Genomic DNA, 25,776 nt, shown 5'->3' with positions numbered 1-25,776 from the left:
CACCGTTCGCACGATCGGATGACCCGGCACGGCCGGACGCGCGCCCGCGCGCGATGATCTCGGCGTGGGAACGACGCATGAAGGCCGCACGCTCACCCTGCACTGGGACGACCGCCAGGTGGTGGGCCGCTGGTGCGACGGGGCCGAGCTGGACCCGGTGCCCGCCGCGCGGGCCGACGACCGCGTGCAGTGGCTGGTCGACCTGATCGGCGAGTACCGCCGCGCCTACCCCGGCGCGCGGGTGCGCGCCACCAACCGCGACGACTGGCGGGCCCCGGCGCGCGGGTCCCTGCGGTACGTGGTCCCGCAGGCCCGCCCCGCCGCACCGTCCTACGTGGTCCGGTCGAACCTGGAACCGCTGCACTACCACGTGGTCCCGGAGCGCCGGCAGGTCAAGGAGTGCTGGCACCGCTGCGCGGACGTGGGCTGAGGCGCCCCGCTCAGCCGAGCAGCGCGTCCACGAACGCGACCGGCTCGAACGGCGCCAGGTGGTCGGCGCCCTCGCCCAGCCCCACGAGCTTCACCGGGACGCCCAGCTCCCGCTGCACCTGGAACACGATGCCGCCCTTGGCCGTGCCGTCGAGCTTGGTCAGCACGATCCCGGTGACGTCGACCACCTCGGCGAACACCCGGGCCTGGGTCAGCCCGTTCTGCCCGGTGGTGGCGTCGAGCACGAGCAGCACCTCGTCCACCGCCGCCTGCTTCTCCACCACCCGCTTGACCTTGCCCAACTCGTCCATCAGGCCGGTCTTGGTGTGCAGCCGGCCGGCCGTGTCGACCAGGACCGTGTCGACCCCCGCGTCCACGCCCTTCTTCACGGCCTCGAACGCCACGGACGCCGGGTCCGCGCCTTCCGGGCCGCGCACGGTGTCCGCGCCGACACGTGAACCCCAGGTCGCCAACTGGTCCGCCGCCGCCGCGCGGAACGTGTCCGCCGCGCCCAGCAGCACGGTCCGCCCGTCCGCGACCAGCACCCGCGCCAGCTTGCCGGTCGTGGTGGTCTTGCCGACGCCGTTCACGCCGACCACGAGCACCACCGCCGGCTTCCCGGAGTGCGGCAGCGCGTGCACGGCGCGGTCCATCTCCGGGTGCAGCGCGTCGACCAGCACCTCGCGCAGCAGCGCCCGCGCGTCCTCCGGCGACCGCACCCCGCGCGCGACGATCTGGGCGCGCAGCGCCGCGACCACCTGGTCGGTCACCGCCGCGCCGAGGTCGGCCATGAGCAGCGTGTCCTCGACGTCGGTCCACGAGTCCTCGTCCAGGTCGCCCGCGCCGAGCAGCCCGAGCAGGCCCTGGCCGAGCGTGGACCGGGAGCGCGACAGCTTGCCGCGCAGCCGCTCCAGCCGCCCGGCAGTGGGTTCGATCTCGTCGATCTCGGACGCGGCCTCGGGCAGCGGCACCTCGACGAACCCGCGCTTGACCGAGTCCCTCGGCACGGCGGCGTCGTCGCCCACGCCGGGCTGCCCGTCGACCTCGGTCCGGTCGGCGACCGGGTGCTGCACCGGTTCGGGCTGCGGCTCGGTCTCCGGGCGGGTCCCGGGCTCCGCGACGGCCCCGCGCTCCACGACCGCACCGGCGGCGTCACGCGCGCCGGCTGCCTCGACGGCGTCCGCGACGGGGTCGGCGGCCCTGACCGGATCGGCGGGCTCGACCGCTGCGGAGGGCTGGGCGAAGGTGACGCCACCACCCGCCTGGTAGCCCTTCACGGGCTTGTCCCGCTCGGGTTCGGTGAGGCTGATGCGCCTGCGCTTGGACAGCACGACGCCCGTGACGAGGGCGACCGCGAGCAGCGCCGCGACGACGACAACGATCCAGATCAGGAGCGTGGTGGACACCGGGCAATCCTCGCACGCCCCGCTTCGTGACCAACCAACGAACCAGGTTGACGTCCGGCAACTTCCCCACCCGACCCCTTGCGCTCGCGCTCGGTGTGGAATAGGACACAGGGCGTGAGGGTGATCGGGCTGATCTCGGGCACGTCCATGGACGCCGTCGACGTCGCGGTGGGCGACTTCGCGCTGGACGGCCCGACCGTCGTGCTGACCCCGCTCGCGCACGCCGAGCACCCCTTCCCGCCCGAGCTGCGCACCCCACCGGGCAGCGCCCAGGACGTCTGCCTCCTCGACGCCCGCCTCGGCCGGCTGTTCGCCTCGGCAGCCGCACCGCACGCCGCCGGGGCCGACCTGGTCGCGTCGCTCGGCCAGACCGTCCACCACCACGTCGAGGACGGCCGCTGCCTGGGCACCCTCCAACTGGGGCACCCGGCGTGGATCGCCGAGGCCACCGGCCTCCCGGTGGTCGCCGACTTCCGCGTCCGGGACGTGGCCGCCGGCGGTCACGGCGCACCCCTCGCCGGCACCCTCGACGCGCTCTGGCTGGCCGAGCTGCCCGGCACCACCGCCCTCAACATCGGCGGCATCGCCAACGTCACCCGGCGGACCCCCGACGGCGTGGTCGCCTACGACACCGGGCCGGGCAACGCGCTCATGGACGCCGCCATGACCGCCCTGTCCCAGGGGCTGCGCACCCACGACGTGGACGGTGAGTTCGCCGCGCGCGGCCACGTCCACGAGGAACTGCTCGCGCGGCTCCTCGCCGACCCGTACTACGCCGCGAAGCCGCCCAAGTCGACCGGCAAGGAGCACTTCGACCGCGCCTACCTCGACCGGGTGACAGAAGGGCTGACCATGCCCGCCGAAGACCTCCTGGCCACGCTCACCGAGCTGACCGCCCGCACGATCGCCGCCGAGTGCGCGGGCACCACCGTGATCGGCTCGGGCGGCGGGATGCGCAACCCGGCGCTCGTCCGCTCGTTGCGGGAGAAGGTGGACCTGCGCACCAGCGACGAGTTCGGCCTGCCCGCCGACGGCAAGGAGGCGTACCTCGCGGCCCTGCTGGGCTTCCTCACCTGGCACGGGCTGCCCGCGAACGTGCCCGCCGCCACCGGCGCGTCCGGCCCGCGCCTGCTCGGGTCGATCACCCCCGGCCGGACCGCCCCGCGACTGCCCCGCCCCGCCGCCACCCCCGTGACCGGGCTCAGAATCGGAGGTACCCGTGCGCGCCCTTGATGTCGCCGTCATCGTGCTGTTCCTGGTGGGAATGCCGCTGCTGGGGGTGTGGATCGGCGGGCGGCAGCGGTCGGCGGCGGACTACTTCGTCAGCGAGCGGCGCATCTCGTGGTGGGTCGTGTGCGTGTCGGTCGTGTCCGCCGAGACCTCGACGCTGACCGTGCTGTCCGTGCCGACCGTCGCCTACGGCGGCACGATGACCTTCCTGTCCCTGGCGATCGGCTACCTGCTGGGCCGGATCGTCGTGTCGTTCGTGCTGCTGCCCCGCTACATCGCGGGCAACCTGGTCACCGCGTACGGCTACCTCGGCGAGCGCTTCGGCGGCGGGCTCCGGGGCACCGCGTCCGTCACCTTCCTGGTGACCCGGCTGCTCGCCGACGGACTGCGGCTGTTCGCCACCGCCATCCCGGTCAAGGTGGTGCTCGCGGCCTACGGCGTGACCGCGTCCTACTGGGCGATCGTCGTCGTGCTCGGGCTGGCGATGGTGGTCTACAGCTTCCTCGGCGGCGTGCGCGCGGTCGTCTGGGTCGACGCCATCCAGATGCTCTGGTACGTGCTGGGCGCGGTCGCGGTCATCGTCGTGCTGTCCGGCAAGCTGCCCGCCGGGTGGTTCGACTCGGCGGTGGACGCCGGGAAGTTCCAGGTGCTCGACTTCGACGCGAGCCCGTTCACCTCGCCGTACGCGGTCCTGACCGCGTTCGTCGGCGGTGCCGTGCTGTCCATGGCGTCGCACGGCGCGGACCAGCTGATCGTGCAGCGGCTGATGGCCACGCAGGACGTGCGGGCGTCGCAGAAGGCGTTGATCGCCAGCGGTGTCGTGGTGTTCCTCCAGTTCGCGCTGTTCCTGTTCATCGGCGTGATGCTGTGGGCCTTCTACCGGGGCGCGAACCCGGTGAAGGACCTGAAGCTCAACAACAACGACGAGCTGTTCGCCAACTTCATCGTGCGGGACATGCCGTCCGGGCTGTCCGGGTTCGTGATCGCGGGCATCCTCGCCGCCGCGCTCAGCTCGTCGCTGGGCGCGCTCGCCTCGTCCACGGTGACCGACGTCGTGCAGCGGGTGGTGCGCCGGCCGCTGAGCGAGGCGGAGCTGTTCCGGCAGGGGCGGCTGTGGACGGTGGTCTGGGCCGCGCTGCTGATCGTGTGCGCGGGCCTGTTCGCCTCGTTCACCGGGCGCGGCAACCCGATCGTCGAGCAGGGGCTGTCCATCGCCGGGTTCACCTACGGCGCGCTGCTGGGCGCGTTCCTGCTGGGGCTGCTGTTCGAACGGGCCCGGCAGTCCGACGCGGTCGTGGCGTTCGTGACGACGGTCGCGGTGATGGCGTTCGTGATCCTGGGCGTGAAGTTCGTCGGCCCGGACGCGACACCGGCGATCGACTTCTCCGCCGCCACGGCGACTTCCAAGCCCCTGGCGTACCCGTGGTACACGCCGCTGGGCGTGCTGGCGACGCTCCTGGTCGGTGGGCTGATGTCGCTGCGGCACCGGGAAGAGCTGCCGCCCGAGGTGGTCTCCCGGGCGGCCTGACGCGGAGGACCCGACGGCGCGCGGAGGCGCGGGTCAGGCGGCCCGGTTGGCGCGGTAGGCGACCAGTTCCAGGTAGAGGTCGAAGCCGAGGCGCTCGAACATGCGGCGCGAGGACGAGTTGCCGGCCAGGATCGACGCGGCGGCCTGCGGACGCGCCCCGTGCCGCTCGGCGAGCTTCCAGACCAGCTCGGTGACCAGCGCGGCACCCACGCCGGAGCCGCGCGCGTCGGGCTCCACCGCCACGAAGTCGACGTAGTACTCGCCGGGTTCGGCTTTGCCGGCCGCGTACCCGAGCACCCGCTCGCCGTCCATGGCCACCACGACGGTGTGCCGGCCGTCGCCGTCGACCAGCTTCCGGCCGGACAGGTAGGTCTTGGGGAAGCAGCGCTCGTGCAGCACGGCGACGGCCTCGTGCACGGCGGCGTCGGTCGGCAGCACCCGCATCTCCCGGGCCGGACCGGTGCGGGGGCAGCCGGCGTCCCGGAGCAGCAGGCCGCGCAGCTCGTCGTCGGCCAGCACGTAGATGCCGCTGGCGCGGCCGGCGGTGAAGCCGTGCCGCTCGGCGAAGGCCGCGAGCCGGCGGTGCTCGGTGTGGCCGTACACCTCGCGGTCCTCGACACCGCGCAGCAGCGGCGCGGCGGCGGCGTAGAGGGCGTCCGAGGTCTGGTCCCAGATCCGGCTGCCCGCCGGGTGGTTGACCGGTACGTCGACGAACGGGCCGTGCAGGAACACCCGGTTCAGCTCGGTGTCCACCTCCACGCTGAGCACGCCGCACAGGCGGCCGGAGTCGTCGGTGGCGACGACCGTGCACGAGGGCCAGTCGGGCTCGAATTCGGCGAGCTCCTCGGTGAGCTCGCCGAGCGTCTCACCGAGGTAGCCGATGTGGTGCGCGGTGTCGGCTTGGAGCCGGACGAGCAGCGCCAGCACGCCGTCTAGGTCGTCCTGGCCGGCGAAACGGGTGGCATACATGCCGCAGATGGTCACTCGCGGAGCCGGGCGAAAGCGAGGGGTTTTCGAGCCGTGGTGACCGCCCAGAACAGCAGGGCCGCGCCGCTCACCGCCGCGCCGGTCGCGGACACCCCGGTCCAGCCGGCCACGGCGTGGACGGCCGAGGCCCCGAGCGCGCCCAGGCCGCTGCCGACCGAGTAGCACGCCATGTACGCGCCGATCAGGCTGGTGCCGGCGGTGGGCCGCACCGCCAGGACCGTGCTCTGGCTGGTGACGTGCACGGCCTGCACCGCGAAGTCGAGCACCAGCGCGCCCAGCGCGAGCGCCCACAGCGACTCCACCGCGAACCCCAGCGGCAGCCAGGACGCGGTGAGCAGCACCAGCGCCACCCCCGTGGTCCACTGCCCGAGCCCCCGGTCGGCGAGCCGCCCGGCACCCGCCGCCGCCACCGCGCCCGCAGCGGCGACCAGCCCGAACGCGCCGATGGCGGTGTGCGACAACGACCACGGCGGCGCGCTCAGCGGCAGCGCCACCCCGCTCCACAGCAGGCTGAACGACGCGAACAGCAGCATCGTGAGCAGCGCCCGGTTCCGGAACACGGGCTCGGTGGCGAACAGCGCCGCCGTCGAGCGCAGCAGCCCGGGGTAGCCCGGCCCGCCCGGCGACGGCGGGTCGGCCGGGGACCGGCGCAGCGCCACCGCCAGCAGCACGGTCGCGCCGGCCGCCGCCAGGTAGACCGCGCGCCACCCGGCGAGGTCGGCGACCACCCCGGACACCGCGCGGGCCAGCAGGATGCCGACCACGACGCCGCTGGTGACGATCCCCACCGCCCGGCCGCGCCGGTCCGGGCCGGCCAGGGCCGCCCCGAACGCCACCAGCACCTGCGCCACCACGGACAGCAGGCCGATCGCGGCCAGGCCCGCCAGCAGCACGAGCGGGTGGCCGGCGGTGCCGACGACGACCAGGGCGAGCGCCGTGGCCAACGTCATCACCAGCACCAGCCGCCTCCGGTCCACCAGGTCGCCCAGCGGCGCGACGAAGAGCAGCCCGACCGCGCAGCCGACCTGCGTGACCGCGACGACGAGCCCGGTGACCGACGGGGTCAGCCCGAACTCGGCCGCCAGGGTCACCAGCAGCGGCTGGGCGAAGTACATGTCCGCGACCGCGAGCCCCGCCGTCGCGGCGAACAGCAGCTCCCGTCGGCCCGCGCTCATCCGACCCGCCCAAGTGGTTTCACCTTGCTACCAGTCATGCCACGGCACGCTAACCGGAGGTGGTTGTAAGATGCAACCGTGGTGCGGAGGACGAGTCTCGACCGGGCGGAGTGCCCCGTCGCGCGCTCGCTGGACGTGATCGGCGACTGGTGGTCGCTGCTGATCGTGCGGGACGCGTTCGACGGCGTCCGGCGGTTCAACGAGTTCCAGCGCAGCCTCGGCGTGGCGAAGAACATGCTCAGCGCCCGGCTGCGCGCGCTCGTCGCGGACGGGGTGCTGGAGTCCGCACCGGCGTCCGACGGCAGCCCCTACCGGGAGTACGCGCTGACCGACAAGGGCCGCGACCTCTTCCCGGTGATCGTCGCGTTGCGCCAGTGGGGTGAATCGCACTCGTTCGCGCCCGGCGAACCCCGCTCGGAACTCGTCGACCGGGCCGACGGCCGCCCCCTGGCGCGCCTGGAGATCCGCTCCGCGACCGGCGCGGCGCTCGCGCCGGAGGACACGGTCGTGGTCAAGACGGGCTGAACGCACACGCCCATCTCTTGCCGCACGACCTGGGGTGGTGGACCCTCAAGGTGTGAGTGAGGAAACGATCCAACTCGAACTCAACGACAGCGGGGTGGCGGTAGACCTGCCGATGCCTGCGAACCAGCGGGACCAGGTGCAGGAAGTGCCCTACCGCCCGGTCGAGTTCCGGGACGACGACCTGCCCAGCGCCCTCGAACGCGCCTCGTCGTGGTTGCGGCAGACCCAGGACTGGCTGGGCGAGCCGGTGGACGTGATCGCCGTCCACCTCGACTACGACGACACCAAGGGTTCGCCGTACTACAACCTGAAGCTGTTGTGCAACGAGGAGGACCTCGCCGGGGTGCCTCGCGTGGTTCGGGAGCAAAACACGGTTACCCGCCAGTAGCGTACCGTTCAGGTCATGCCAGATCGCGTGTACCCGCCGGTGATCGCCGCGGCCAAAGTCCTGTTCCGCGTGCTCGACCTCCGCATCGACGTGGAAGGCGCGCACCACGTGCCGATCACCGGCGGGGCCGTGCTGGCGAGCAACCACGTCAGCTACCTCGACTTCGTCTTCGCCGGCTACGGGGCGCAGCCGTCCCGTCGCCTGGTGCGGTTCATGGCCAAGGACGAGGTGTTCACCAACCGCGTCTCCGGCCCGCTGATGCGCGGGATGCACCACATCCCGGTGAACCGCGCGGCCGGCGCGGAGTCCTACCAGCGGGCGCTGACCGCGCTGCGCGCCGGCGAGGTCGTCGGGATCTTCCCCGAAGCCACGATCAGCCGGTCGTTCACCGTCAAGGACGTCAAGAGCGGCGCGGTCCGGCTCGCGGCCGAGGCCGGCGTGCCGCTGCTGCCGACCGCCGTGTGGGGCACCCAGCGCCTGTGGACCAAGGGCCGCCCGAAGAACCTGACCCAGCGGCACGTGCCGATCACCATCATCGTCGGCGACCCGGTCGAGCCCACCACCGACGAGGACCTGCGCGCCCGGATGCAGGAACTCCTGGACCGGGCGCAGGCCCACTACCCCGAGCCCGGTGCGGGCCGGTGGTGGCAGCCCGCCCACCTCGGCGGCACCGCCCCCACCCCCGAGGAGGCCGCCGCCCTGGACGCCCGGCCGCGCAAGGCCGAGCCGGACGCCCGCTGACCCCCGGAGCTCACCCCGACCGCACCCCGCCGGCGGCCACACCGGCCCCGGCGGGCACGGGCGGTCCCGCACGCCGTTCGCGCCGCAGCACCCACTCCGCCACGAGCAGGTTCGGCACCCACGAGCCGAACGGCATGAACGCGTACGCGGTCTCGAACTCCCCCACGACCGGGAGCAGCACCAGCACCCCGACCCGCAGCATCACCCCCGCGTAGATCAACGCGAACGCCCGCACCATCCAGCGCCGGTGGGCGGTGACGTCACCGCGCCGGACCGCCAGGAACCCGAGCACCGGGAACGCCACCGACAGCACGGCCAGCAGCCCGAACCCGGCCGCCCCGTTGAGCCCGGCGATGCTCATCGGCGCGAGCACCGCACCGGCCGCGCCGCCGACCAGCATCGCCACCGCGGTCACCCGGCCGAGCACCCGGTGCACCACCGGCCACCGCCGCCGCACCCCCGCCGACAGCTGAGCCGGGCTGAGCAGCAGCGCCAGGCCGCTGCCGACCATGTGCGTGTAGAGCACGGCGTGCACCCACGGCGGTTTGGCCGCGTAGTGGCTCGCCAGTCCGCTGTCCCCCATCTCCGACAGCGGTGACCCCAGGTAGGGCAGCGGCGCGTACACCGCGATGGCGACCGCCGTCAGGGCCAGCCACCCGAACCCGATCCTGCGCCGGGCCGTGAGCACGGTTGCCACCGGAACGTCCTCTCTCGTCAAGGGATCGCACAACGCCGACAGGCGTCCGCCGGGAACGTTAAGGACGAGCCCGCGCGCCGTCGCCCCTCGAAGACAGCCGACGCATCTCCCTCTCCAGAGGGATGCGTTGTCCTCTTAAGAGCGTTGGCCACGCGCGGTGCGCCGGGAGACGATGGGCCATGCCCACCCGCTCGGACGCCTGGCTCGCCGCCGGGCTGGTCGTCGCGTCGTTCGTGGCGGCGCTGCTGGCCGGGTCCGGGCCGCCGCACCGGCCGACGGACGCCCTGGGCCTCGGCCTGGCCGTGCTGTCCGCGTTCAGCCTGCTGTGGCGCAGCACCGCGCCGGTGTCCGTGACCGCCGTGACCGGGACCGCCGTCGTGGTCAACGCGGCGGCCGGCTACCCGCCCACCGTCGTGCAGTGGCCCGCGTGGATCGCGGTGTTCACCGTGTTCGCCAACTACGGCTGGCGGATGCGGCTCGCGGGCGCCGCGATCACGCTGCTGTCCGTGGTCGGGTACGTGCTGTTCGACCGGGACGCGATCGGGTCCGCCGAGCTGTTCAGCGTCAGCATGTGCTTCCTGATCTCCACGGTGGCCGGCGAGGCGACCCGGGCCCGCCGGTTCTGGGCGGAGGCGTCCCAGGCGCGGCTGCTGGCCGAGGAGCGGACCCGGCTCGCCCGCGAGCTGCACGACGCCCTCGGGCACGCGGTGAACGTGATGGTCATGCAGGCGGGCGTCGGCCGGCGGGTGTTCGCCGACGACCCGGGGTTCGCGCGGGAGGCGCTGGGGCACATCGAGACGGTGGGCCGCGACGCGCTGGGCGAGCTGGACCGGCTGCTGCGCGTGCTGCACAGCGACGACGACGACACCCCGCCGGACCTCGGCGAGCTGGCCGCGCGGGTCCGCGCGGCGGGCCGGGACCTGCGGCTGACCACCGCCGAGGTGGACCTCGCGCCCGGCGCGGCCAGGGCGGTGCACCGGATCATCCAGGAGGCGGTGACCAACGCGTTGCGGCACACCGAGAGCGGGCGCATCGACGTGGACCTGGCGCAGGTCGGCGACTCGGTGGTGCTCGAGGTCGCCAACGAGGGCGGGCACCTGCCGGTGCCGACGCCGGGACGCGGCCTGGTGAACATGCGCGAACGGGCCCGCCTGGAGGGCGGCGCGTTCGAGGCCGGACCGGTGGACGGCGGGTTCCTGGTCCGGGCGACCCTGCCGGCGCGGGGGAAGCCGTGATCACGGTGCTGCTGGCCGACGACGACTCGCTGGTGCGCGGCGGGCTCAAGGCGCTGCTGCGCGGCGAGCCGGACATCACCGTGGTCGGCGAGGTCTCCAACGGGCGCGACGCCGTGGCGAGCGCGCACGCGCTGCGGCCCGACGTGGTGGTGATGGACATCCGGATGCCGGTGCGCGACGGCGTGTCCGCCACCCGCGAGCTGATGTCCGCCGCGCCCCGGCCGCGCGTGCTGGTGCTGACCACGTTCGACCTGGACGAGGTGGTGGACGACGCCATCGCGGCCGGCGCGGACGGGTTCCTGCTCAAGCGCGCGTCACCGGAGGAGCTGGTCGCCGGCATCCGCACGGTCGCCGCCGGCGACGCGGTGATCGCGTCCTCGGTGACCCGCCGGCTGTTCGAGGCGCACGCCGCCCGCACCCCGGCCGACCGGGGGCGGACCGTGCGGCTGACCGACCGCGAGGCCGACGTGCTGCGGGCGATGGCCGGCGGCCTGTCCAACACGGAGATCGCGCGGGCGCTGCACCTGTCCGTGGAGACGGTGAAGACGCACGTGAAGCACGTGCTGACCAAGCTGGAGGTGCGGGACCGCACGCAGGCCGTGGTGTGGGCGTACCGGACGGGCTTCGCCTACCGGAAGTGACGCCGCCCTACGCCTGCGGCCCGCCCCCGTCCGGTGTGGCCTCGACCGGGCCGCCCCCGTCCACCGCCGGCGTGGCCTCGGCCGGTGCCGGCGCGGCGGCCTTGCGACCGGGCCGAGCCTCGTCCCGCCCGCGCAGCCGCTGCGAGATCACCTGGCTGATGCCGTCACCGCGCATCGACACGCCGTAGAGCGCGTCCGCGATCTCCATCGTCGGCTTCTGGTGGGTGATGATCAGCAGCTGTGACCGCTCGCGCAACTGCTCGAACAGCCCGATCAGCCGGTGCAGGTTGGTGTCGTCGAGGGCGGCCTCGACCTCGTCCATCACGTAGAACGGCGACGGCCGCGCGCGGAAGATCGCCACCAGCATGGCCACCGCCGCCAGCGACTTCTCGCCACCGGACAGCAGGGACAGCCGCTTGACCTTCTTGCCCGGCGGGCGGGCCTCCAGCTCGATGCCGGTGGTCAGCATGTCGTCGGGCTCGGTCAGCACCAGGCGGCCCTCACCGCCCGGGAACAGCACCTTGAACACGACCTCGAACTCGCGCGCGACGTCCTCGTAGGCCGACGTGAAGACCTCCAGGATCTTGTCGTCGACCTCCTTCACGACGGTCAGCAGGTCGCGGCGGGTCGCCTTGATGTCCTCGAGCTGGTTGGACAGGAACTTGTAGCGCTCCTCCAGCGCCGCGAACTCCTCCAGCGCCAGCGGGTTGACCTTGCCCAGCAGCGACAGGTCGCGCTCCGCGCGCTTGGCCCGCCGCGCCTGGGTGTCGCGCTCGAACGGGATCGGCTGCGGCGCGGTCACCGCCTCGCCGCGCTCCTTGGCCGCCTCGTACTCGGCCAGCTCCTGCGGCGACGGCGGGATGAACACGTCCGGGCCGTACTCGGCGACCAGGTCGTCCAGGCCGATGCCGAAGTCCTCGGCGACCTTGGTCTCCAGCTGCTCGATGCGCATCCGCTGCTCGGCCCGCAGCACCTCGTCGCGGTGCACGGCGTCGGTCAGCTTCTCCAGCTCCACCGACATCTCCCGGACCAGGCCGCGCACCTGGGCGAGGAACGTCTCGCGCTGCGCCTTGCGCTCCTGCGCGACGTCCCGGTCGCGCGCGGCGCGGGCCAGCGACTCCCCGATCCGGGTCAGCGCCACCTCACCGCCGCGCACCACGGCCTTGGCGACCACCGCGCCCCGGGCCCGTGCGGCGTGCGCGCGCTGCGCCCGTTCGCGGGCCTCCCGCTCGGCGCGCGCGGCCCGGCGCAGCCCCTCGGCCCTGCCCTGGAGGGCGCGCGCCCGCTCCTCGGCGGTGCGCAGGTGCAGCCGGGCGTCCACCTCGCCCTGCCGGGCCGACGCCAGCTCGGCGGCGGCCTCGTCGCGCTGGGCGGTGTCCGGCTCGTCGTCCAGCGGCTGCTCCTCGGCGACCAGCAGGCGCTCCTCCAGCTCGCCGAGCCGGAGCAGGTTCTCCTCGCGGTTCGCCTCGACTCTCCCCCGCTGCACGCGCACCCGCTCGACCTCGGCCTCCGCCGAGCGCACGGCGGCGGCCAGCCGGTTGAGCCGCTCGGAGGAGCGGGCGCGGCGCACCTTGGCCTCGTTGAGCTGCTCCTTGAGGCCGTGCACCTCGGCCCGGCGGGCCTGCTGCTCGGCCCGCGCGCCCTCCAGCGCCGCCGCCGACTGCTCCAGCGCGCGTTCGGCCAGCGCCAGCTTCTCCGACGCCTCGTCCACGGCGGCCTGGACCTCGATCACGCTCTGGCTGCGCCCCGACCCGCCTACCGCCCAGTCCGCGCCGAACACGTCACCCTCGCGGGTCACCGCGCGCACCTCGGGGTGGGCCGCCACCAGGTCCCGCGCGCCGGCCAGGTCGTCCACCACGGCCAGCCGGTCCAGCGCCCGGTGCAGCGCGGGCCGCAGCGCCTCGGGCGACTGCACCAGCTCCACCGCCCACCGCGCGGCGGGCGGCAGGGCGGGCCACGACGGCCGGTCCTCGGGCACCGACCCGCCGACCAGCACCCCGGCCCGGCCCGCGTCCTGCTCCTTGAGCAGCTCCAGCGCGGCCAGCGCGTCGGCGCCGGACTGCACCGCGACGGCGTCCGCGACCGGTCCGAGCGCGGCGGCGAGCGCCACCTCGAACCCGGGTTCGACGGTGAGCAGCGCGGCGACCGACCCGAGCAGGCCCGGCAGCCGGGACGCCAGCAGCGCGCCCGCGCCGTCCTTGCGGGTCAGCCCGAGCGACAGGGCGTCCACCCTGGCCTGCCACGAGGCGATGTCGCGCTCGGCGCCGCGCTCGGCCTTGACCAGCTCCTCGACCCGGCCGCGCGCGGCGGCGTCCGCCTCGACCGCGTGCCGGTGCCGCTCGTCCAGGCCGACGTCGTCCTCGTCCTCGGTGCCGGTGACCTCGCGGGCCTCGGCGAGCTCCTGCTCGACCACCTCGCGGCGTTCGACGGCCTCGGCGAGCGCGACCGACATCCGCTCGATCTCCTCGGCGGTAGCGGACGTCTTCGACCGCAGCGCCTCCACCTGGCCGGACAGCCGGGCCAGGCCCTCGCGCCGGTCGGCGATCGCCCGCACCGCCGCCAGGTGCGCCTTCTCGGCGGCCTGCACCAGGCGTTCCAGCTCGGCGCGCGTCTCGACGGCCTCGGCCAGGCCGACCCGGGCCTCCGTGACGCCGTCCTGCAACTCCTGCTCCAGCAGCGCGGTCTGCTCGGCCTCGGCTTCCAGCTCGTCCGGGTCGCGCCCGCCGCGCGGCGCCTCGACCGACGCCGTCAGGTGCCGCTCCCGCTCCACGGCCAGCCGGACCGTGCCGCGCAGCCGCTCCTCCAGCGCCGAGAGCCGGTACCAGGTGTCCTGCGCCTGCTGGAGCTTCGGCGCGTCGGAGGCGACCTGGTCCTCCAGCTCGTTCTGCTGGAGCTGCGCCTGCTGGAGGGACTGCTCGACCTCGGCCCGCCGGGCGCGTGCGGTGGCCTCGTCCTGCTCCTCGCGGGCCAGCGCGGCGCGCTGCGTCACCAGGTCGTCGGCCAGCAGGCGCATCCGGGCGTCGCGCAGCTCGGACTGGACGACCTGGGCGCGGCGGGCGATCTCGGCCTGCTTGCCCAGCGGCTTGAGCTGGCGGCGCAGCTCGGCGGTCAGGTCGGTGAGGCGGGTCAGGTTCGCCTGCATCGCCTCCAGCTTCCGCAGCGCCTTCTCCTTGCGCTTGCGGTGCTTGAGGACGCCGGCGGCCTCCTCGACGAACGCCCGGCGCTCCTCCGGCTTGGACTCCAGGATCGCGGCGAGCTGGCCCTGGCCGACGATCACGTGCATCTCGCGGCCGATGCCGGAGTCCGACAGCAGCTCCTGGATGTCCATCAGCCGGCACGAGCTGCCGTTGATCTCGTACTCGGTCGCGCCCTCGCGGAACATCCGGCGGGTGATCGACACCTCGGTGTAGTCGATCGGCAGCACGCCGTCGGAGTTGTCGATGGTCAGCGTCACCTCGGCGCGGCCCAGGGGCGCGCGGCCGGACGTGCCGGCGAAGATGACGTCCTCCATCTTGCCGCCGCGCAGGTCCTTCGCGCCTTGCGTGCCCATCACCCAGCGGAGCGCGTCGAGCACGTTGGACTTGCCGGACCCGTTGGGGCCGACGACGCACGTGATGCCCGGCTCGAAGCGGAGCGTGGTAGCCGAGGCGAAGGACTTGAACCCCTTCAGCGTCAGGCTCTTGAGGTGCACCGGGGCAGCCTACCCAAGGTCGGTCCGACCGAGTCGCCGGCACGCCGCGCCGCAGCTCAGGCCCAGTGCGCAGCACGGTCGGAGGTCGTCACGGCGGCCGGACCGAGACCAGCACCTCCCTGTCCGCCACGAGGTCCAGCCGCTCGATCTGGTCCAGCCGGAACGACGTGGAGCCGGGGACGCGCTCGTCCTCGCCCCGGTCGCCGCCCCACCAGCCGGCCACCTCCGCCCGGGGCGCCGCCGTGGTCAGCCACAGCTCGGTGCCCCACGTCCTGCCGACCAGGTCCGCCCGCGCGGACACGCCGGTGCCGCCGCCGACCGCCGCCCAGGTCACCGGCGCGATCCCCGCCGGCCGGAGCACCAGCACGCCCGCCGCGACCAGCCCGGCGACCACGACCAGCCCGGCCACCAGCACCCCGACCCCGGCCGGCACCGGCCACCGGCGGCGGGGCGGCGCGGCCGTCCCGGGCGCGGGCCCGGTCAGCGGGCGGAGGTCCGGGTCGGGTGCCGGGTCCTCGAACGGGAGTTCCAGGTCCTCCAACCGGACCTGGCCGAGCAGGCCCGGCAGCGGGGCCAGCCGGAGCACCTCGCGGCGGCACGTGGCGCAGCCGCGCAGGTGGCGCTCGAACGCCGAGCGCTCCGCCGGTTCCAGCGAACCGAGCAGGTACGCGCCCAAGGCAACGGTGTGCACGCAGCTCACGACGTCACCCCGCGCTCGTCCAACGCGTCGCGCAGCGCGCGCAACGCGTAGAAGCAGCGCGACGTGACCGTGCCGGTCGGGACGACGAGGGTTGCCGAAGCCTCGGTGACGGTGCGGCGGCGGTAGTACAGCTCCACCACCACGGCCCGGTGGGCCGGGCTGAGCGCGCGCAACGCCTCGACCACCTGCCAGCCCTGCAAGGCGCGCTCCGCCTCGTCGGTGGGTGGTGGCGGTCCGACCGGGATCCGGGAGTCTCGCCCGCCGCGCCGCCGGAGACCCGACACGACCAGGTCGCGCGCCACCGCGTGCAGCCACGGGCCCGCGTCCTCGGGCGTCACCTCGTCGGCGTGCTGCGACGCTCGCAGCAGCGCCTCCCGGACGACCTCCTCCGCGTGCTCGTGGTCGCCCCCGATCAGGCGCAGCACGTAGCCGTGCAACGGGCCGCGCCAGCGGTCGTACAACCGCCTGACCACCTCTTCGCCCGGGTCCACACCGGTTGACTACGCCACCGGACCCTTACCCGTTCAACGCTCGGCGAATCCGGTCAGGCCACCGCGCGGCTCCGACCAGCGCTCCACGACCGAGTCCACCCGACCGGGGGTACGGCCGGAGCGCAGCGCATCCACCAGGGAGCGGCACGCGGCCTCGGTTCCCTCGGCGTTCACCTCGACCCGACCGTCCCTCAGGTTCGACGCGCTGCCGACCAGGCCCAGCTCAAGCGCCCTGGCGCGGGTCCACCACCGGAAGCCGACGCCCTGCACGTGGCCGCGCACCCACGCGGTCAGGCGGACGGCCTGCTCTGCTCCTGCCACAACTTCCATCCTGACATTTCACCCGTTAGTGGTACGGTGCGCGACCGTGACTGCACGGCGCGGTAACCGATCCGTGATGGGCGTGCTGGTCGGGCTGATGCTCGGAGCCGCCGGCGCGACCGGTGTCGCCTTCGCCGGCCCGGAACAGCTCGCCCCGTTCGTCGCCGCGCCCACCACAGCACAGGACGGCAGTGGCGACAACACGGGCGTCGGGGGTGTGGGAGGCGTCGGCCTGCCCGCGCGCACCACCCAGCCCACCGCGCCCGCGCCGACCACCACCGAGACCACGACCACGACCACCGCCGCACCCACCACGACCACCACCACCGAGACGACGACCACCACCACGACCGCCGCACCCACCACCACGCCGCCGACCACCACGGTCGCACCGCCGGTGTCGGAGACCCAGCGGGTCGTGGACCTGGTCAACGAAGCACGCGGCGCCGCCGGGTGCGGCCCGGTGCAGGTCGACGCCCGCGCGACGAAGGCCGCCCAGGGCCACAGCGACGACATGTCGGCGCGCGACTACTTCTCGCACGACACGCCGGAGGGCGTCGACTTCGCGCAGCGGATGCGCGCGGCGGGCCACCCGAGCCCCGGCGGCGAGAACATCGCCAAGGGCCAGCGCACGCCGGAGTCGGTGATGAAGGCGTGGATGAACTCCGACGGGCACCGTCGCAACATCCTGAACTGCGGGTTCACCGCGATCGGGGTGGGCCTCGCCGTCGACGGCTGGTACTGGACCCAGAACTTCGGCTGGTAACGAGGAGTGCGAGTGACCGACGGGCTGTACGAGACCCCGGAACCCGACCGCCGCCGGCCGCGCGTGTCGCCCAACGTGCTGCTGGCCGCGTCCGGCGTGCTGGTGGCGACGATCTTCGCCTCCGTGGCCACGATCGCCGGCGCGTCGCAGGAGGCCGGCCCCGCCAAGCCGACACCGCGCGAGGACGTCGTGTCCCGCAGCACCCTGGTGACCGCGACGACGACGTCGGCACCCGCGCCCACCACGACGCCCGAGGCGACGACCACCACCGCCGAGACCACGACGACGACCACCACCACGACGTCCAGGCGCACCCGCGTGACGACCGTGACCAACCCGGACGGCACCACGACCACCACCACGGTCGAAGACATCCCGCCGGGCACCCCGAACCCCACCACCACGACGACGCCACCTCCGGTGACGACGACGCCGCCGCCTGACACGACCACAGTGCCGCCCACGACGACTGTCGCCACGACCACCAGCACGAGCTGACCTGCCGGTCGACGCGCGGCCAAACGAGAGCGCCGTTCTGCGGTGACGGACCGCTACACGAAGGTGTGGAGGAACGCCCGAACGATTCGCCTGCCGCCGCCTCCCGCCGATAACCCGGACACCTGACCGTCCGACCGGGTTCCCCACAGGGAGATGGCGTGTTCGAGCAAGAGCATCAGGCGTCGCCGAGGAGGAAGGCGTCCTCGGTGGCCCTGCTGGCCGGCGGCGGCGCGGTCGTCGCCACGGTGATCGCCGCGCTGGCGTCCGTGCTGGCGATGGACGACGACCCGGAGCCGGTGCCGCCGGAGCCCCGCGCCGACGTGCAGGCGACGGTCGAGACGTCCGTGCAGGTCGCCGCCGACGGCAGCACGTCCACCGTCGTGGTCACCGTCCCGGCGCGCGCGACGAAGCCGTCCACCACGGCGACGACCACGACGGCGGCGAAGGAGCCGGGTCCCGCCGGTCCGCGCCCGGACGAGCCGGAGGTGGAGCCGACCACGACCCCGTCGTCGGTCGCCCCGACGACGCAGCCGCAGAGCAACCCGCCGACCTCGTTCAGCCCCACGTCGGCGTCGTCGTCCAGCGCGACCACGACGGCCGACCCCACGCCCACCTCCGGGCCGTGATCACCGGAAACCGGGGGCGGCAGGCCCGCGCGGTCGCTAAGGTCCGGTCGGGTGAGCGACTTCACCGCACTTCCGGTCGACCCGTCGAACAGCGCGCAGCTCGAAGCCTGGGACGGTGAGCAGGGCGATTTCTGGATCGCCGAGGGCGACCGCCTGGAACGGGGGCTCGTCCGCTACCACCCGGCGTTCTTGGCCGCCTCGGCGCTCACGCCGACGACGGACGTGCTGGACGTCGGGTGCGGCAGCGGCCGGACCACGCTCGACGCGGCCCGCCGGGCGCGGTCGGCCCTCGGCGTCGACCTGTCGTCGCGGATGCTCGACCTGGCCCGCGCACGGGCCGCGCGCGAGGGCGTGGCCAACGCCGCGTTCGAGCAGGCCGACGCGCAGGTCCACCCGTTCCCGGATGCCGCGTTCGACGTGGTGGTCAGCCGGTTCGGCTCGATGTTCTTCGGCGACCCGGTGGCCGCGTTCACCAACCTGGCCCGCGCGCTGCGGCCGGGTGGCCGGGTGGTGCTGCTGACCTGGCAGCCCTTCCTGCGCAACGACTTCTTCACCACGTTCCGCACGCTGCTGGCGGCGGGCCGGGAGCTGCCGGACCCGCCGACCGACACGCCGAGCCCGTTCGCGCTCAGCGACCCGGACCGGGTGCGCCGGGTGCTGACCGGGGCGGGGCTGACCGACGTGTCGCTGACCCCGTTCGACGAGCTGATGTACCTCGGCCGGGACGTGGAGGACGCGTTCGGCTACGTCTCCGCGCGGCACGAGAGCCTGATCCGCGCCCTCGGGCCGGAGGAGCTGCCGGGCGCGCTGGACGCGGTGCGGGCGAACCTGGCGGAGCACGTGACGCCCGAGGGCGTCGAGTACGGCTCGGCCGCCTGGCTGGTCGAGGCCCGCAGGCCCTGACCCGCCTACCAGACGTCGCCCTCGCGCCAGTCGCAGGCCAGCGGGCCGTCCAGGTCCGGCACGACCTCCACGGGCAGCACGAAGATGCCGCCGTCGTCGTCCTCGGTGCGCTCCGGCCCGGTCGGGGTCAACACCGAGGTCGGCCCGCGCCAGAGCTGCCAGCCGCGACCGGCGTAGAAGTCCAGCGCGGTGTCCGCCGACGCGAGCGCGCCGACCTGGTAGGCCCGCCGCACCACGTCCTCCAGCGCGCCCATCACGGCTGCGCCGTACCCGCGCTGCCGCCGGTCCTCCCGGACCGCGACGGCCTCGACGTACCCGGCCCGCCACGCCCGGCCGCCGTGCACCAGCCGGCGCTGCACCACGGCCCCGTGGCCGACCAGCACGCCGCTTTCCCACACGAGCGCGTGCACACCGCCCAGCGCGTGCTCCCAGTCGTCGTCGCTGAACTCGCCGTCGAACGCGTCGTTGCACAACGCGCGCGCCGCTTGGAGCACCACCGGGTCCACTTCGGACGTGTGGGCCGTGGTCATCTCGGTCATCGAGCCGCCAATCGTCGTTCACGAGCACACCGCACGTGGTGACAACGGCCCGTCCACCCGCGAAGTGCCCGCCGGCGCGACGCCCCTCGTGACACGGAACACAACGGGCCGCTGTCACGCACGGGAGCCCCGCCCCGCTCCCCTAGCGAGGAGAGGACGGGGACATGGCAGAGCACATCGTGGTGATCGGCGCGGGCTACGCGGGGTTGGCCGCCGCCAAGCTGGCGGCGAGGTGGACCGACGCCGACGTCACCCTGGTCAACGAGCGCGACCGGTTCGTCGAGCGGGTCCGGCTGCACCAACTGGCCGCCGGGCAGGCGCTGCGCCACCTGCCGCTGGCGGACCTGCTGGCGGGCACGCGGGTGCGGCTCGTGGTCGGCCGGGTCACCGCCGTCGACCCGCAGGCCCGCGAGGTCCGGCTGGCCGACCGCGCGCTGACCTACGACCGGCTGGTCTACGCGCTGGGCAGCCACGCCGACCTGGACTCGGTGCCCGGCGTCCGCGCGCACGCGCACACCGTGGCCACGGCGGACGAGGCCGAACGGCTGCGCGCCGACCTGGCCGGCGCCGAGGTGGTGGCGGTGGCGGGCGGTGGCCTGACCGGCATCGAGGCCGCCGCCGAACTCGCCGAGAGCCTGCCGCACCTGCGGGTCGCGCTGGTGACCGGGGGCGGACTCGGCGAAGCGCTTTCGCCCAAGGCACGGCGCTACCTGCGCGCGACGTTCGACCGGCTGGGCGTCGGGGTCCGCGAGCACGCCCGCGTCACCTCGGTCGACGCCGAGGGCCTGGCGCTGGCCGACGGCACCCGCGTGGCCGCCGACACGGTGGTGTGGACGGCCGGCTTCCGGGTTCCGGAGCTGGCCCGCGACGCGGGGTTCGCGGTGGACGGCACCGGCCGGATGGTCGTGGACCAGACCCTCACGTCGGTCTCGCACCCGGAGGTGCTGGGCATCGGGGACGCCGCCGCCATCCGCCGCCCGGACGGGCTGGAGCTGCGCATGGCGTGCGCGACCGGCCTGCCCACCACCCAGCGGGCCGTGCGGGCGCTGGCCGACCGGCTGCGGGGCCAGGAGCCCGAGCCGTTCCGGTTCTCCTACGTCAACCAGTGCGTGAGCCTCGGCCGCCGGCACGGCCTGATCCAGTTCGTGCGCGGCGACGACAGCCCGCGCGACGCCGTGCTCACCGGCCGCCTCGCCGCCCGCTACAAGGAGGCGGTCGTGCGCGCCACGGTCCTGTTCGAGCGCCACCCCCGGCTGCCGGTCGGCTGAGCACGACCGGGTCACAGCTCGAAGCGGTACCCCATCCCCGGCTCCGTCACCAGGTGCCGGGGGTGCGACGGCTCGGGCTCCAGCTTGCGCCGCAACTGCGCCAGGTACACCCGCAGGTAGTGGGTCTCCTTCGCGTACTGCGGCCCCCACACCTCCTGGAGGAGCTGCTTCTGCGCGACCAGCCGGCCCCGGTTGCGGGCCAGGATCTCCAGCAGGCCCCACTCGGTCGGCGTGAGGTGCACCTCCGCGCCCTCCCGGACCACCTTCTTGGCGGCCAGGTCGACCGTGAACGACGACGTCTCCACCACGGCGTCCTCCCCGTCGACCACCGAGGAGCGGCGCACGGCGGCGCGCAGCCGGGCCAGCAGCTCGTCCATGCCGAACGGCTTGGTCACGTAGTCGTCCGCGCCGGCGTCCAGCGCCTCCACCTTGTCCGCCGAGTCGGTGCGCGCGGAGAGCACGATGATCGGCACGGACGTCCAGCCGCGCAGCCCGGCGATGACCTCCGTGCCGTCGACGTCGGGCAAGCCCAGGTCGAGCACGACGACGTCCGGCTTGCCCTCGGCGGCGGCCTTGAGCGCGGCGGTGCCGTCGTGGGCGGTGAGCACCGAGTAGCCGCGCGCGGACAGGTTGATCCGCAGCGCGCGCACGATCTGCGGTTCGTCGTCGACCACGAGCACCTTCGTCACGGTCCGACACTACGTCCTGCACGCTCCGGCGTGTTGTCCCCGACTCGGCTCCGACGCCTTTCTGATGGCGTCTTGATGCCCCCGACCACGGCTTTTATGCCTTTCTAACGGATAGGGGGACCGCACCGGTGCGGATACTGTGAGTACATCCGGGTGCGAATGAATCGGTTCGCTGGACACCGGTACACCAATAGTGCGAATGTCCTGTCCGAATTCGGACACTTGCTCACGGTCGGTGAGCCACGAGGAGGTCCTCGATGACCACCAGTGTGACCAACCAGGATGCGTTACAGCTCGTGGTCGCCGTGCACCGGCTGATCCGGAGCCTGCGCCAGTCGGCGCCCGTCCGGCGGTTGCAGCCCACCCAGCTGCTCGTGCTCGCCGAGCTGGCCGCGCAGGGCCCCATGCGCATCGGCGAGATCGCCGTGCGCGCGCTGTGCTCCCAGCCGACGGCGACCACCGTGGTGACGGGCCTGGAATCCAGCGGCCTCGTGCGCCGCGAGGCGGACCCGGCGGACGGCCGCGCCACGATCGTGGAACTGACCGGCGCGGGCCGCGAAACCATCCTGTCCCTGGCGCACGGCGAAGCGGAACTGCTCTCCGAGCGGATCTCCCGGCTGTCGGAGGAGGAGCGCGGCCACCTCCGGTCGGTCACGCCGCTGCTGCGCCGGCTCGCCGAACCGAAATCGCGCTGACCGCTTACCTCTCGGGCGTACGAACCGAGGCCGTCATGCCCCGCGCGGCCTCGGTTGGCATCGCGGGCACGAGTACGACGAGCGGTTCATGAAGGGCTCTCGCACAATCGCCGTTCCGCACCGCGCACACGGCCGGTTCTCCTGCCCGTAAACGTTCAGCGCGCGGTCGAAGTAGCCGGATTGGCCGTTCACGTTGACGTAGAGCGCGTCGAACGACGTGCCGCCCTCGCCCAACGCCTCGCGCATCACGTCGGTGGCGTGCGCGAGCAGTTCCGCCGTTTTCCCGGACGTCAGCTTCTCGGTGGGGCGCAGGCCGTGCAGGCGGCTGCGCCACAACGCCTCGTCGGCGTAGATGTTGCCCACGCCGGACACCAGCGTCTGGTCCAGCAGCGCGCGCTTCACGTCCGTGCGCCGCCTGCGCAGCGCGGCGACGGCGGCAGCGGGGTCGAACGCGGGGTCCATGGGGTCGCGCGCGATGTGCGCGACGGGCTCCGGCAGCGGCGTGCCGTCGACCACGACGATCTCGGCCAGCGCCAGCCCGCCGAACGTGCGCTGGTCCACGAACCGCAGCTCCGGGCCGCCGTCGGCGAACCGCACGCGGACCCGCAGGTGCTTCTCGTCCGGGGCGTCGGCCGGCTGCACCAGCATCTGCCCGCTCATCCCGAGGTGGGCGAGCAGGGCGTCCCCGTCGGACAGGTCCACCCAGAGGTACTTGCCGCGCCGCCGCGCCCCGACCATGGTCCGACCGGCCAACCGGGACGCGAAATCCGCCGCACCCGGCAGGTGGCGGCGGATCGCGCGGTCGTGGAAGACCTCGACCTCGGTGACGGTCCGGCCGGCGACGTGCTCGTGCAGACCTCGGCGGACGACCTCTACCTCAGGCAGCTCGGGCACGTGGCGGGATCAGTCCTCGGTCTCGGCCCCGGCAGCGGACTCCAGCTCCTCCAAGAGCTCGTACGCGGCGGCCTGCGGCTTGGTCGGCTTCAGCATCCAGCCACCCGCCTGGGCGGTGTCGCGGACCAGGACGAGACCCTGGATACCACCGCTGCGGGAGGCGTTCAACGGACGGGAGCGGCGGTGGTGGTCGCGCACGCGCCGGTTGGTCCGGACGTTCGTGGCATACATCGGCGTCAGTCTTCCTCGGTGGGTGAGGTCTGCGGTGGTGCCGGCTCCGGGGCGCGGCCGTTCCCGGACGCGGCTTCCTGCTCCGCGCGGGCCCGCTCCGACAGCACCCGGTAGGCGGCGGCAGCCGCCTTCTGCTCGGCTTCCTTCTTCGTGCGGCCATCGCCGGCGCCGTGGGGCTGCCCACCGACGAGCACCGTTGCGGTGAACTCCTTGCGGTGGTCGGGCCCCTGGTCGTCCACCCGGTACTCGGGCACGCCCAGCCCCGCCGATGCGGTCAACTCCTGCAAACTGGTCTTCCAGTCCAGCCCCGCGCCGCGCAACGGCGCCTCCGCCAGCAGCGGGTCGAAGAGGCGGTGGACGAGTTGACGCGCGGTGTCGATGCCGAACTGCAGGTACACCGCGCCGATGACGGCTTCGAGGCCGTCCGCGAGGATGCTCGCCTTGTCCCTGCCCCCGGTCAGCTCCTCGCCGCGACCGAGCAGCAGGTGCCCGCCCAGACCGTCCTCGCCCAGACCCCTGGCCACGCCCGCCAGCGCGTGCATGTTCACCACGCTGGCACGGAGCTTCGCCAGCTGCCCCTCGGGCAGGTCCGGGTGGGTGCGGTAGAGGTGGTCGGTGACCACCATGCCGAGCACGGCGTCTCCGAGGAACTCCAGCCGCTCGTTCGGCGGGAGCCCACCGTTCTCGTACGCGTACGAGCGGTGGGTCAGGGACAGCGTCAGCAGCTCGGCGTCCACGGGGACGCCGAGCGCTTGGAGCAACGGGGCGCGGTCGGCGGACCGACCGCGCGACGACCTACCCCCCACAGTGCGACGCTACCTTCGCCTTGATGAGGATCAGGCCGGCTGGACGACCTGGCGGCCGTCGTACTGGCCACAAGCCGGGCAGGCGACGTGCTGCGGCTTCGGCTGGCGGCAGGCGCGGTTCGAGCAGGCCACCAGGTGCACGGCAGCGGTCTTCCACTGAGCGCGGCGCGAGCGCGTGTTCGAGCGCGACATCTTCCGCTTCGGGACGGCCACGACTAGTTCTCCTCTGGATTGTCACGATTCCCGTCGAACCGCTCCTGAAGGGCGGCCCACCGGGGGTCAATCGTCTCATGCCCGTGATCGGGGCCGAGATCGGCCAGCCTGCCGCCGCAGTCGACGCACAGCCCGAGGCAGTCCGGCGAGCACAGCGGCACCTGCGGCAGCGCGAGGACGAGGGCGTCCCGCACCACCGGTTCGAGGTCGACCAGGTCGTCCCGCAAGCGGCTGACCTCGTCCTCCTCGGTGGTCTCGTCGGTGGCGCTGTCCGGGTACGCGTACAGCTCGGTCAGCTCCACCTCGACCTCGGCCGACAGCGGTTCCAGGCAGCGCGAGCACTCCCCTTCGACCACCGTCGCGGCCGTGCCGGTCACCAGCACGCCCTCGACCACGGACTCCAGCAGGAGGTCGAGTTCGACGACGCCACCCGGGGGCACCGCGATCACACCGAGCAGGCCGAGGCCCTCCGCGGGAACCGAGCGCCGGTAGGCGCGGCTGGAACCCGCGCGACGACCGAGGTCCCTGGTGTCGATGACCCAGGGCCCGGTGGCTGTGGAACGCGTGGACGCGTGACGGTGCTCAGACATGATGTTTGGTGTTTGCCGACGGGTGACTTACCACGGCCAGCCGGTCAAGGGTACGGGACAACCGGCGCTGACGTGAAATCGGCAGGTCCGGCCTGGTCCGGTCGGGTGTCGCGGTCGCTTCAGGACCGAGCGGTCTCGTGGTAGTCGAACGGGGCGGCGGCACCCGCCACCCCCGGGCCCCGCAGGTGCGAGCGCCCCTTGCCGACCGAGCGCAGCGTGTGGGCGAGCAGGTCCTCGAAGTCGGCCAGCTTGCCGTCCACGTAGGCGTCGCACTCGCTGCGCAGCCGGATCGACTCGGACTGCGCGGCGTCCAGCAGGCGGGCGGCCTCGGCGTGCGCGGCCTGCACGACCTCGGTCTGGTCGACCAGCCGGGTCTGCTCGGCACGCCCCTCCTCGATCGCCCGCTCGTAGTTGGCGCGGCCGGCCTGCACCATCCGGTCGGCCTCGGAGTGCGCGCGACCCACCAGGTCCTCGTACTCCTGGCGGCCGGCGGAGATCGTCCGCTCCGCCTGGTCCTGCGCCTCGGCCACCATCCGCTCGGCCCGCGAGCGCGCCTCGGACAGCATCCGCTCGGCCTCGTGCTGCGCCTCGGAGACCATCCGCTCGGCGTCGGAGCGGGCCTTGCTGGCGCTCGCCTCCAGCTCGTGCTGGGCCTTGCCGACCAGCTCGTCGCGGTGGTCGAGCACGTCCTGGGCGTCGTCCAGCTCCGCCGGGATCGCGTCGCGGACGTCGTCGAGGAGTTCGAGCACGTCACCGCGCGGCACGACGCACCCGGAGGTCATCGGCACGCCACGCGCTTCCTCGACGATCGTGACCAGCTCGTCGAGGGCCTCGAACACCCGGTACACGGCACACTCCCCACGCCCACACAGC

General features: G+C 73.8%; 30 protein-coding genes. 14 read left to right on the top strand and 16 right to left on the bottom strand.

Annotation, left to right across the window (positions count from 1 at the left end; genetic code table 11):
- Nucleotides 1-64: 64 nt before the first annotated feature.
- Nucleotides 65-430 carry a hypothetical protein gene (locus tag AB0I60_RS28390; RefSeq protein ID WP_360734924.1) on the top strand — a complete coding sequence of 122 codons (366 nt, stop codon included), beginning with the start codon at nt 65-67 and terminating at the stop codon, nt 428-430.
- Nucleotides 431-440: 10 nt separating this feature from the next.
- Here AB0I60_RS28390 and ftsY read toward each other — a convergent pair whose 3' ends face one another.
- Nucleotides 441-1,835 (bottom strand): signal recognition particle-docking protein FtsY, encoded by a 1,395-nt coding sequence (gene ftsY / locus AB0I60_RS28385; RefSeq protein ID WP_360734922.1) that lies wholly within the window; start codon nt 1,833-1,835, stop codon nt 441-443.
- A 114-nt stretch (nt 1,836-1,949) separates the two neighbouring features.
- On the opposite strand from ftsY, the gene AB0I60_RS28380 reads away from it, so the two are divergent.
- A complete protein-coding gene (locus AB0I60_RS28380; RefSeq protein WP_360734920.1) occupies nt 1,950-3,068 on the top strand; it encodes an anhydro-N-acetylmuramic acid kinase in 1,119 nt (372 codons plus the stop codon).
- The gene (locus AB0I60_RS28375; protein ID WP_360734918.1) at nt 3,055-4,593 is read left to right on the top strand and encodes a sodium:solute symporter; all 1,539 of its coding nucleotides are present in this window, start codon (nt 3,055-3,057) and stop codon (nt 4,591-4,593) included. Before AB0I60_RS28380 ends, AB0I60_RS28375 begins: the two co-directional genes overlap by 14 nt.
- Before the next feature lie 33 nt (nt 4,594-4,626).
- Here the strand turns inward: AB0I60_RS28375 and AB0I60_RS28370 are convergent, their stop codons facing one another.
- Nucleotides 4,627-5,562, bottom strand: a complete 936-nt coding sequence (locus tag AB0I60_RS28370) for a GNAT family N-acetyltransferase (RefSeq protein WP_360734916.1) — start codon at nt 5,560-5,562, stop codon at nt 4,627-4,629.
- A gap of 11 nt (nt 5,563-5,573) precedes the next feature.
- Nucleotides 5,574-6,755 (bottom strand): MFS transporter, encoded by a 1,182-nt coding sequence (locus AB0I60_RS28365; RefSeq protein ID WP_360734914.1) that lies wholly within the window; start codon nt 6,753-6,755, stop codon nt 5,574-5,576.
- Between the two features lie 78 nt (nt 6,756-6,833).
- Here AB0I60_RS28365 and AB0I60_RS28360 point away from each other — a divergent pair, with 78 nt between their 5' ends.
- Genes AB0I60_RS28360 through AB0I60_RS28350 form a run of 3 tightly spaced genes read left to right on the top strand, consistent with a single transcriptional unit; the run spans nt 6,834 to nt 8,409 of the window.
- Nucleotides 6,834-7,280 (top strand): helix-turn-helix domain-containing protein, encoded by a 447-nt coding sequence (locus AB0I60_RS28360; protein ID WP_360734912.1) that lies wholly within the window; start codon nt 6,834-6,836, stop codon nt 7,278-7,280.
- Between the two features lie 52 nt (nt 7,281-7,332).
- Nucleotides 7,333-7,668 carry a hypothetical protein gene (locus tag AB0I60_RS28355; protein WP_360734910.1) on the top strand — a complete coding sequence of 112 codons (336 nt, stop codon included), beginning with the start codon at nt 7,333-7,335 and terminating at the stop codon, nt 7,666-7,668.
- Between the two features lie 15 nt (nt 7,669-7,683).
- A complete protein-coding gene (locus AB0I60_RS28350; protein ID WP_360734908.1) occupies nt 7,684-8,409 on the top strand; it encodes a lysophospholipid acyltransferase family protein in 726 nt (241 codons plus the stop codon).
- A 10-nt stretch (nt 8,410-8,419) separates the two neighbouring features.
- Here AB0I60_RS28350 and AB0I60_RS28345 read toward each other — a convergent pair whose 3' ends face one another.
- Complete coding sequence (locus tag AB0I60_RS28345; protein ID WP_360734906.1) at nt 8,420-9,106, bottom strand: DUF2306 domain-containing protein; 687 nt, start codon at nt 9,104-9,106, stop codon at nt 8,420-8,422.
- Nucleotides 9,107-9,285: 179 nt separating this feature from the next.
- Here AB0I60_RS28345 and AB0I60_RS28340 point away from each other — a divergent pair, with 179 nt between their 5' ends.
- Together AB0I60_RS28340 and AB0I60_RS28335 are read left to right on the top strand one after the other, a co-directional pair.
- The gene (locus AB0I60_RS28340; protein WP_360734904.1) at nt 9,286-10,341 is read left to right on the top strand and encodes a histidine kinase; all 1,056 of its coding nucleotides are present in this window, start codon (nt 9,286-9,288) and stop codon (nt 10,339-10,341) included.
- Nucleotides 10,338-10,982 (top strand): response regulator transcription factor, encoded by a 645-nt coding sequence (locus AB0I60_RS28335; RefSeq protein WP_360734902.1) that lies wholly within the window; start codon nt 10,338-10,340, stop codon nt 10,980-10,982. The genes AB0I60_RS28340 and AB0I60_RS28335 overlap by 4 nt, the downstream gene beginning before the upstream one ends.
- Nucleotides 10,983-10,989: 7 nt before the next feature.
- Here the strand turns inward: AB0I60_RS28335 and smc are convergent, their stop codons facing one another.
- The 4 genes from smc to AB0I60_RS28315 all read right to left on the bottom strand — a co-directional run bounded on the left by smc (nt 10,990) and on the right by AB0I60_RS28315 (nt 16,194).
- Nucleotides 10,990-14,673, bottom strand: coding sequence for a chromosome segregation protein SMC (smc, locus tag AB0I60_RS28330; RefSeq protein ID WP_360734900.1), 3,684 nt, complete (start codon nt 14,671-14,673; stop codon nt 10,990-10,992).
- An 88-nt stretch (nt 14,674-14,761) separates the two neighbouring features.
- Complete coding sequence (locus AB0I60_RS28325) at nt 14,762-15,373, bottom strand: zf-HC2 domain-containing protein (RefSeq protein ID WP_360734898.1); 612 nt, start codon at nt 15,371-15,373, stop codon at nt 14,762-14,764.
- The gene (locus tag AB0I60_RS28320; RefSeq protein WP_360734896.1) at nt 15,370-15,864 is read right to left on the bottom strand and encodes a sigma-70 family RNA polymerase sigma factor; all 495 of its coding nucleotides are present in this window, start codon (nt 15,862-15,864) and stop codon (nt 15,370-15,372) included. Before AB0I60_RS28320 ends, AB0I60_RS28325 begins: the two co-directional genes overlap by 4 nt.
- Nucleotides 15,865-15,897: 33 nt before the next feature.
- A complete protein-coding gene (locus AB0I60_RS28315) occupies nt 15,898-16,194 on the bottom strand; it encodes an acylphosphatase (protein WP_360734894.1) in 297 nt (98 codons plus the stop codon).
- 37 nt (nt 16,195-16,231) lie between these two features.
- Between AB0I60_RS28315 and AB0I60_RS28310 the strand changes: the two genes are divergently transcribed.
- The 4 genes from AB0I60_RS28310 to AB0I60_RS28295 all read left to right on the top strand — a co-directional run bounded on the left by AB0I60_RS28310 (nt 16,232) and on the right by AB0I60_RS28295 (nt 18,978).
- Nucleotides 16,232-16,951, top strand: coding sequence for a CAP domain-containing protein (locus AB0I60_RS28310; protein ID WP_360734892.1), 720 nt, complete (start codon nt 16,232-16,234; stop codon nt 16,949-16,951).
- A 12-nt stretch (nt 16,952-16,963) separates the two neighbouring features.
- Nucleotides 16,964-17,449, top strand: coding sequence for a hypothetical protein (locus tag AB0I60_RS28305; RefSeq protein WP_360734890.1), 486 nt, complete (start codon nt 16,964-16,966; stop codon nt 17,447-17,449).
- A 158-nt stretch (nt 17,450-17,607) separates the two neighbouring features.
- Nucleotides 17,608-18,075, top strand: coding sequence for a hypothetical protein (locus tag AB0I60_RS28300; protein WP_360734888.1), 468 nt, complete (start codon nt 17,608-17,610; stop codon nt 18,073-18,075).
- Nucleotides 18,076-18,126: 51 nt separating this feature from the next.
- Nucleotides 18,127-18,978: a methyltransferase domain-containing protein gene (locus tag AB0I60_RS28295; protein WP_360734886.1), complete on the top strand. Its 852-nt coding sequence runs from the start codon at nt 18,127-18,129 to the stop codon at nt 18,976-18,978.
- 5 nt (nt 18,979-18,983) lie between these two features.
- On the opposite strand, the gene AB0I60_RS28290 is transcribed toward AB0I60_RS28295, so the two are convergent.
- Nucleotides 18,984-19,517 (bottom strand): GNAT family N-acetyltransferase, encoded by a 534-nt coding sequence (locus AB0I60_RS28290; protein ID WP_360734883.1) that lies wholly within the window; start codon nt 19,515-19,517, stop codon nt 18,984-18,986.
- Between the two features lie 164 nt (nt 19,518-19,681).
- Between AB0I60_RS28290 and AB0I60_RS28285 the strand changes: the two genes are divergently transcribed.
- On the top strand, nt 19,682-20,785 hold the full coding sequence (locus AB0I60_RS28285) for an FAD-dependent oxidoreductase (RefSeq protein WP_360734881.1): 1,104 nt from the start codon (nt 19,682-19,684) through the stop codon (nt 20,783-20,785).
- 11 nt (nt 20,786-20,796) lie between these two features.
- Here AB0I60_RS28285 and AB0I60_RS28280 read toward each other — a convergent pair whose 3' ends face one another.
- Nucleotides 20,797-21,474: a response regulator gene (locus AB0I60_RS28280; RefSeq protein ID WP_360734878.1), complete on the bottom strand. Its 678-nt coding sequence runs from the start codon at nt 21,472-21,474 to the stop codon at nt 20,797-20,799.
- 257 nt (nt 21,475-21,731) lie between these two features.
- Between AB0I60_RS28280 and AB0I60_RS28275 the strand changes: the two genes are divergently transcribed.
- The gene (locus tag AB0I60_RS28275; protein ID WP_360734876.1) at nt 21,732-22,169 is read left to right on the top strand and encodes a MarR family transcriptional regulator; all 438 of its coding nucleotides are present in this window, start codon (nt 21,732-21,734) and stop codon (nt 22,167-22,169) included.
- A gap of 33 nt (nt 22,170-22,202) precedes the next feature.
- On the opposite strand, the gene mutM is transcribed toward AB0I60_RS28275, so the two are convergent.
- The 6 genes from mutM to AB0I60_RS28245 all read right to left on the bottom strand — a co-directional run bounded on the left by mutM (nt 22,203) and on the right by AB0I60_RS28245 (nt 25,751).
- Nucleotides 22,203-23,063 carry a bifunctional DNA-formamidopyrimidine glycosylase/DNA-(apurinic or apyrimidinic site) lyase gene (gene mutM, locus AB0I60_RS28270; RefSeq protein ID WP_360734874.1) on the bottom strand — a complete coding sequence of 287 codons (861 nt, stop codon included), beginning with the start codon at nt 23,061-23,063 and terminating at the stop codon, nt 22,203-22,205.
- A 9-nt stretch (nt 23,064-23,072) separates the two neighbouring features.
- Nucleotides 23,073-23,294, bottom strand: a complete 222-nt coding sequence (locus AB0I60_RS28265; protein WP_360734872.1) for a hypothetical protein — start codon at nt 23,292-23,294, stop codon at nt 23,073-23,075.
- A gap of 5 nt (nt 23,295-23,299) precedes the next feature.
- Nucleotides 23,300-24,100, bottom strand: coding sequence for a ribonuclease III (rnc, locus tag AB0I60_RS28260; RefSeq protein ID WP_360734870.1), 801 nt, complete (start codon nt 24,098-24,100; stop codon nt 23,300-23,302).
- A gap of 30 nt (nt 24,101-24,130) precedes the next feature.
- Nucleotides 24,131-24,313 (bottom strand): 50S ribosomal protein L32, encoded by a 183-nt coding sequence (rpmF, locus tag AB0I60_RS28255; RefSeq protein WP_015104500.1) that lies wholly within the window; start codon nt 24,311-24,313, stop codon nt 24,131-24,133.
- A 2-nt stretch (nt 24,314-24,315) separates the two neighbouring features.
- On the bottom strand, nt 24,316-24,903 hold the full coding sequence (locus tag AB0I60_RS28250; protein WP_360734867.1) for a DUF177 domain-containing protein: 588 nt from the start codon (nt 24,901-24,903) through the stop codon (nt 24,316-24,318).
- A gap of 119 nt (nt 24,904-25,022) precedes the next feature.
- Nucleotides 25,023-25,751, bottom strand: a complete 729-nt coding sequence (locus AB0I60_RS28245; RefSeq protein ID WP_360734865.1) for a DivIVA domain-containing protein — start codon at nt 25,749-25,751, stop codon at nt 25,023-25,025.
- Nucleotides 25,752-25,776 lie beyond the last annotated feature (25 nt).

The sequence above is a fragment of the Actinosynnema sp. NPDC050436 genome (genome assembly GCF_040655415.1).
Taxonomy (GTDB): domain Bacteria; phylum Actinomycetota; class Actinomycetes; order Mycobacteriales; family Pseudonocardiaceae; genus Actinosynnema.
Note: the sequence above shows the minus strand (reverse complement) of the source record. Positions and strands in the feature narration are given on the sequence as shown.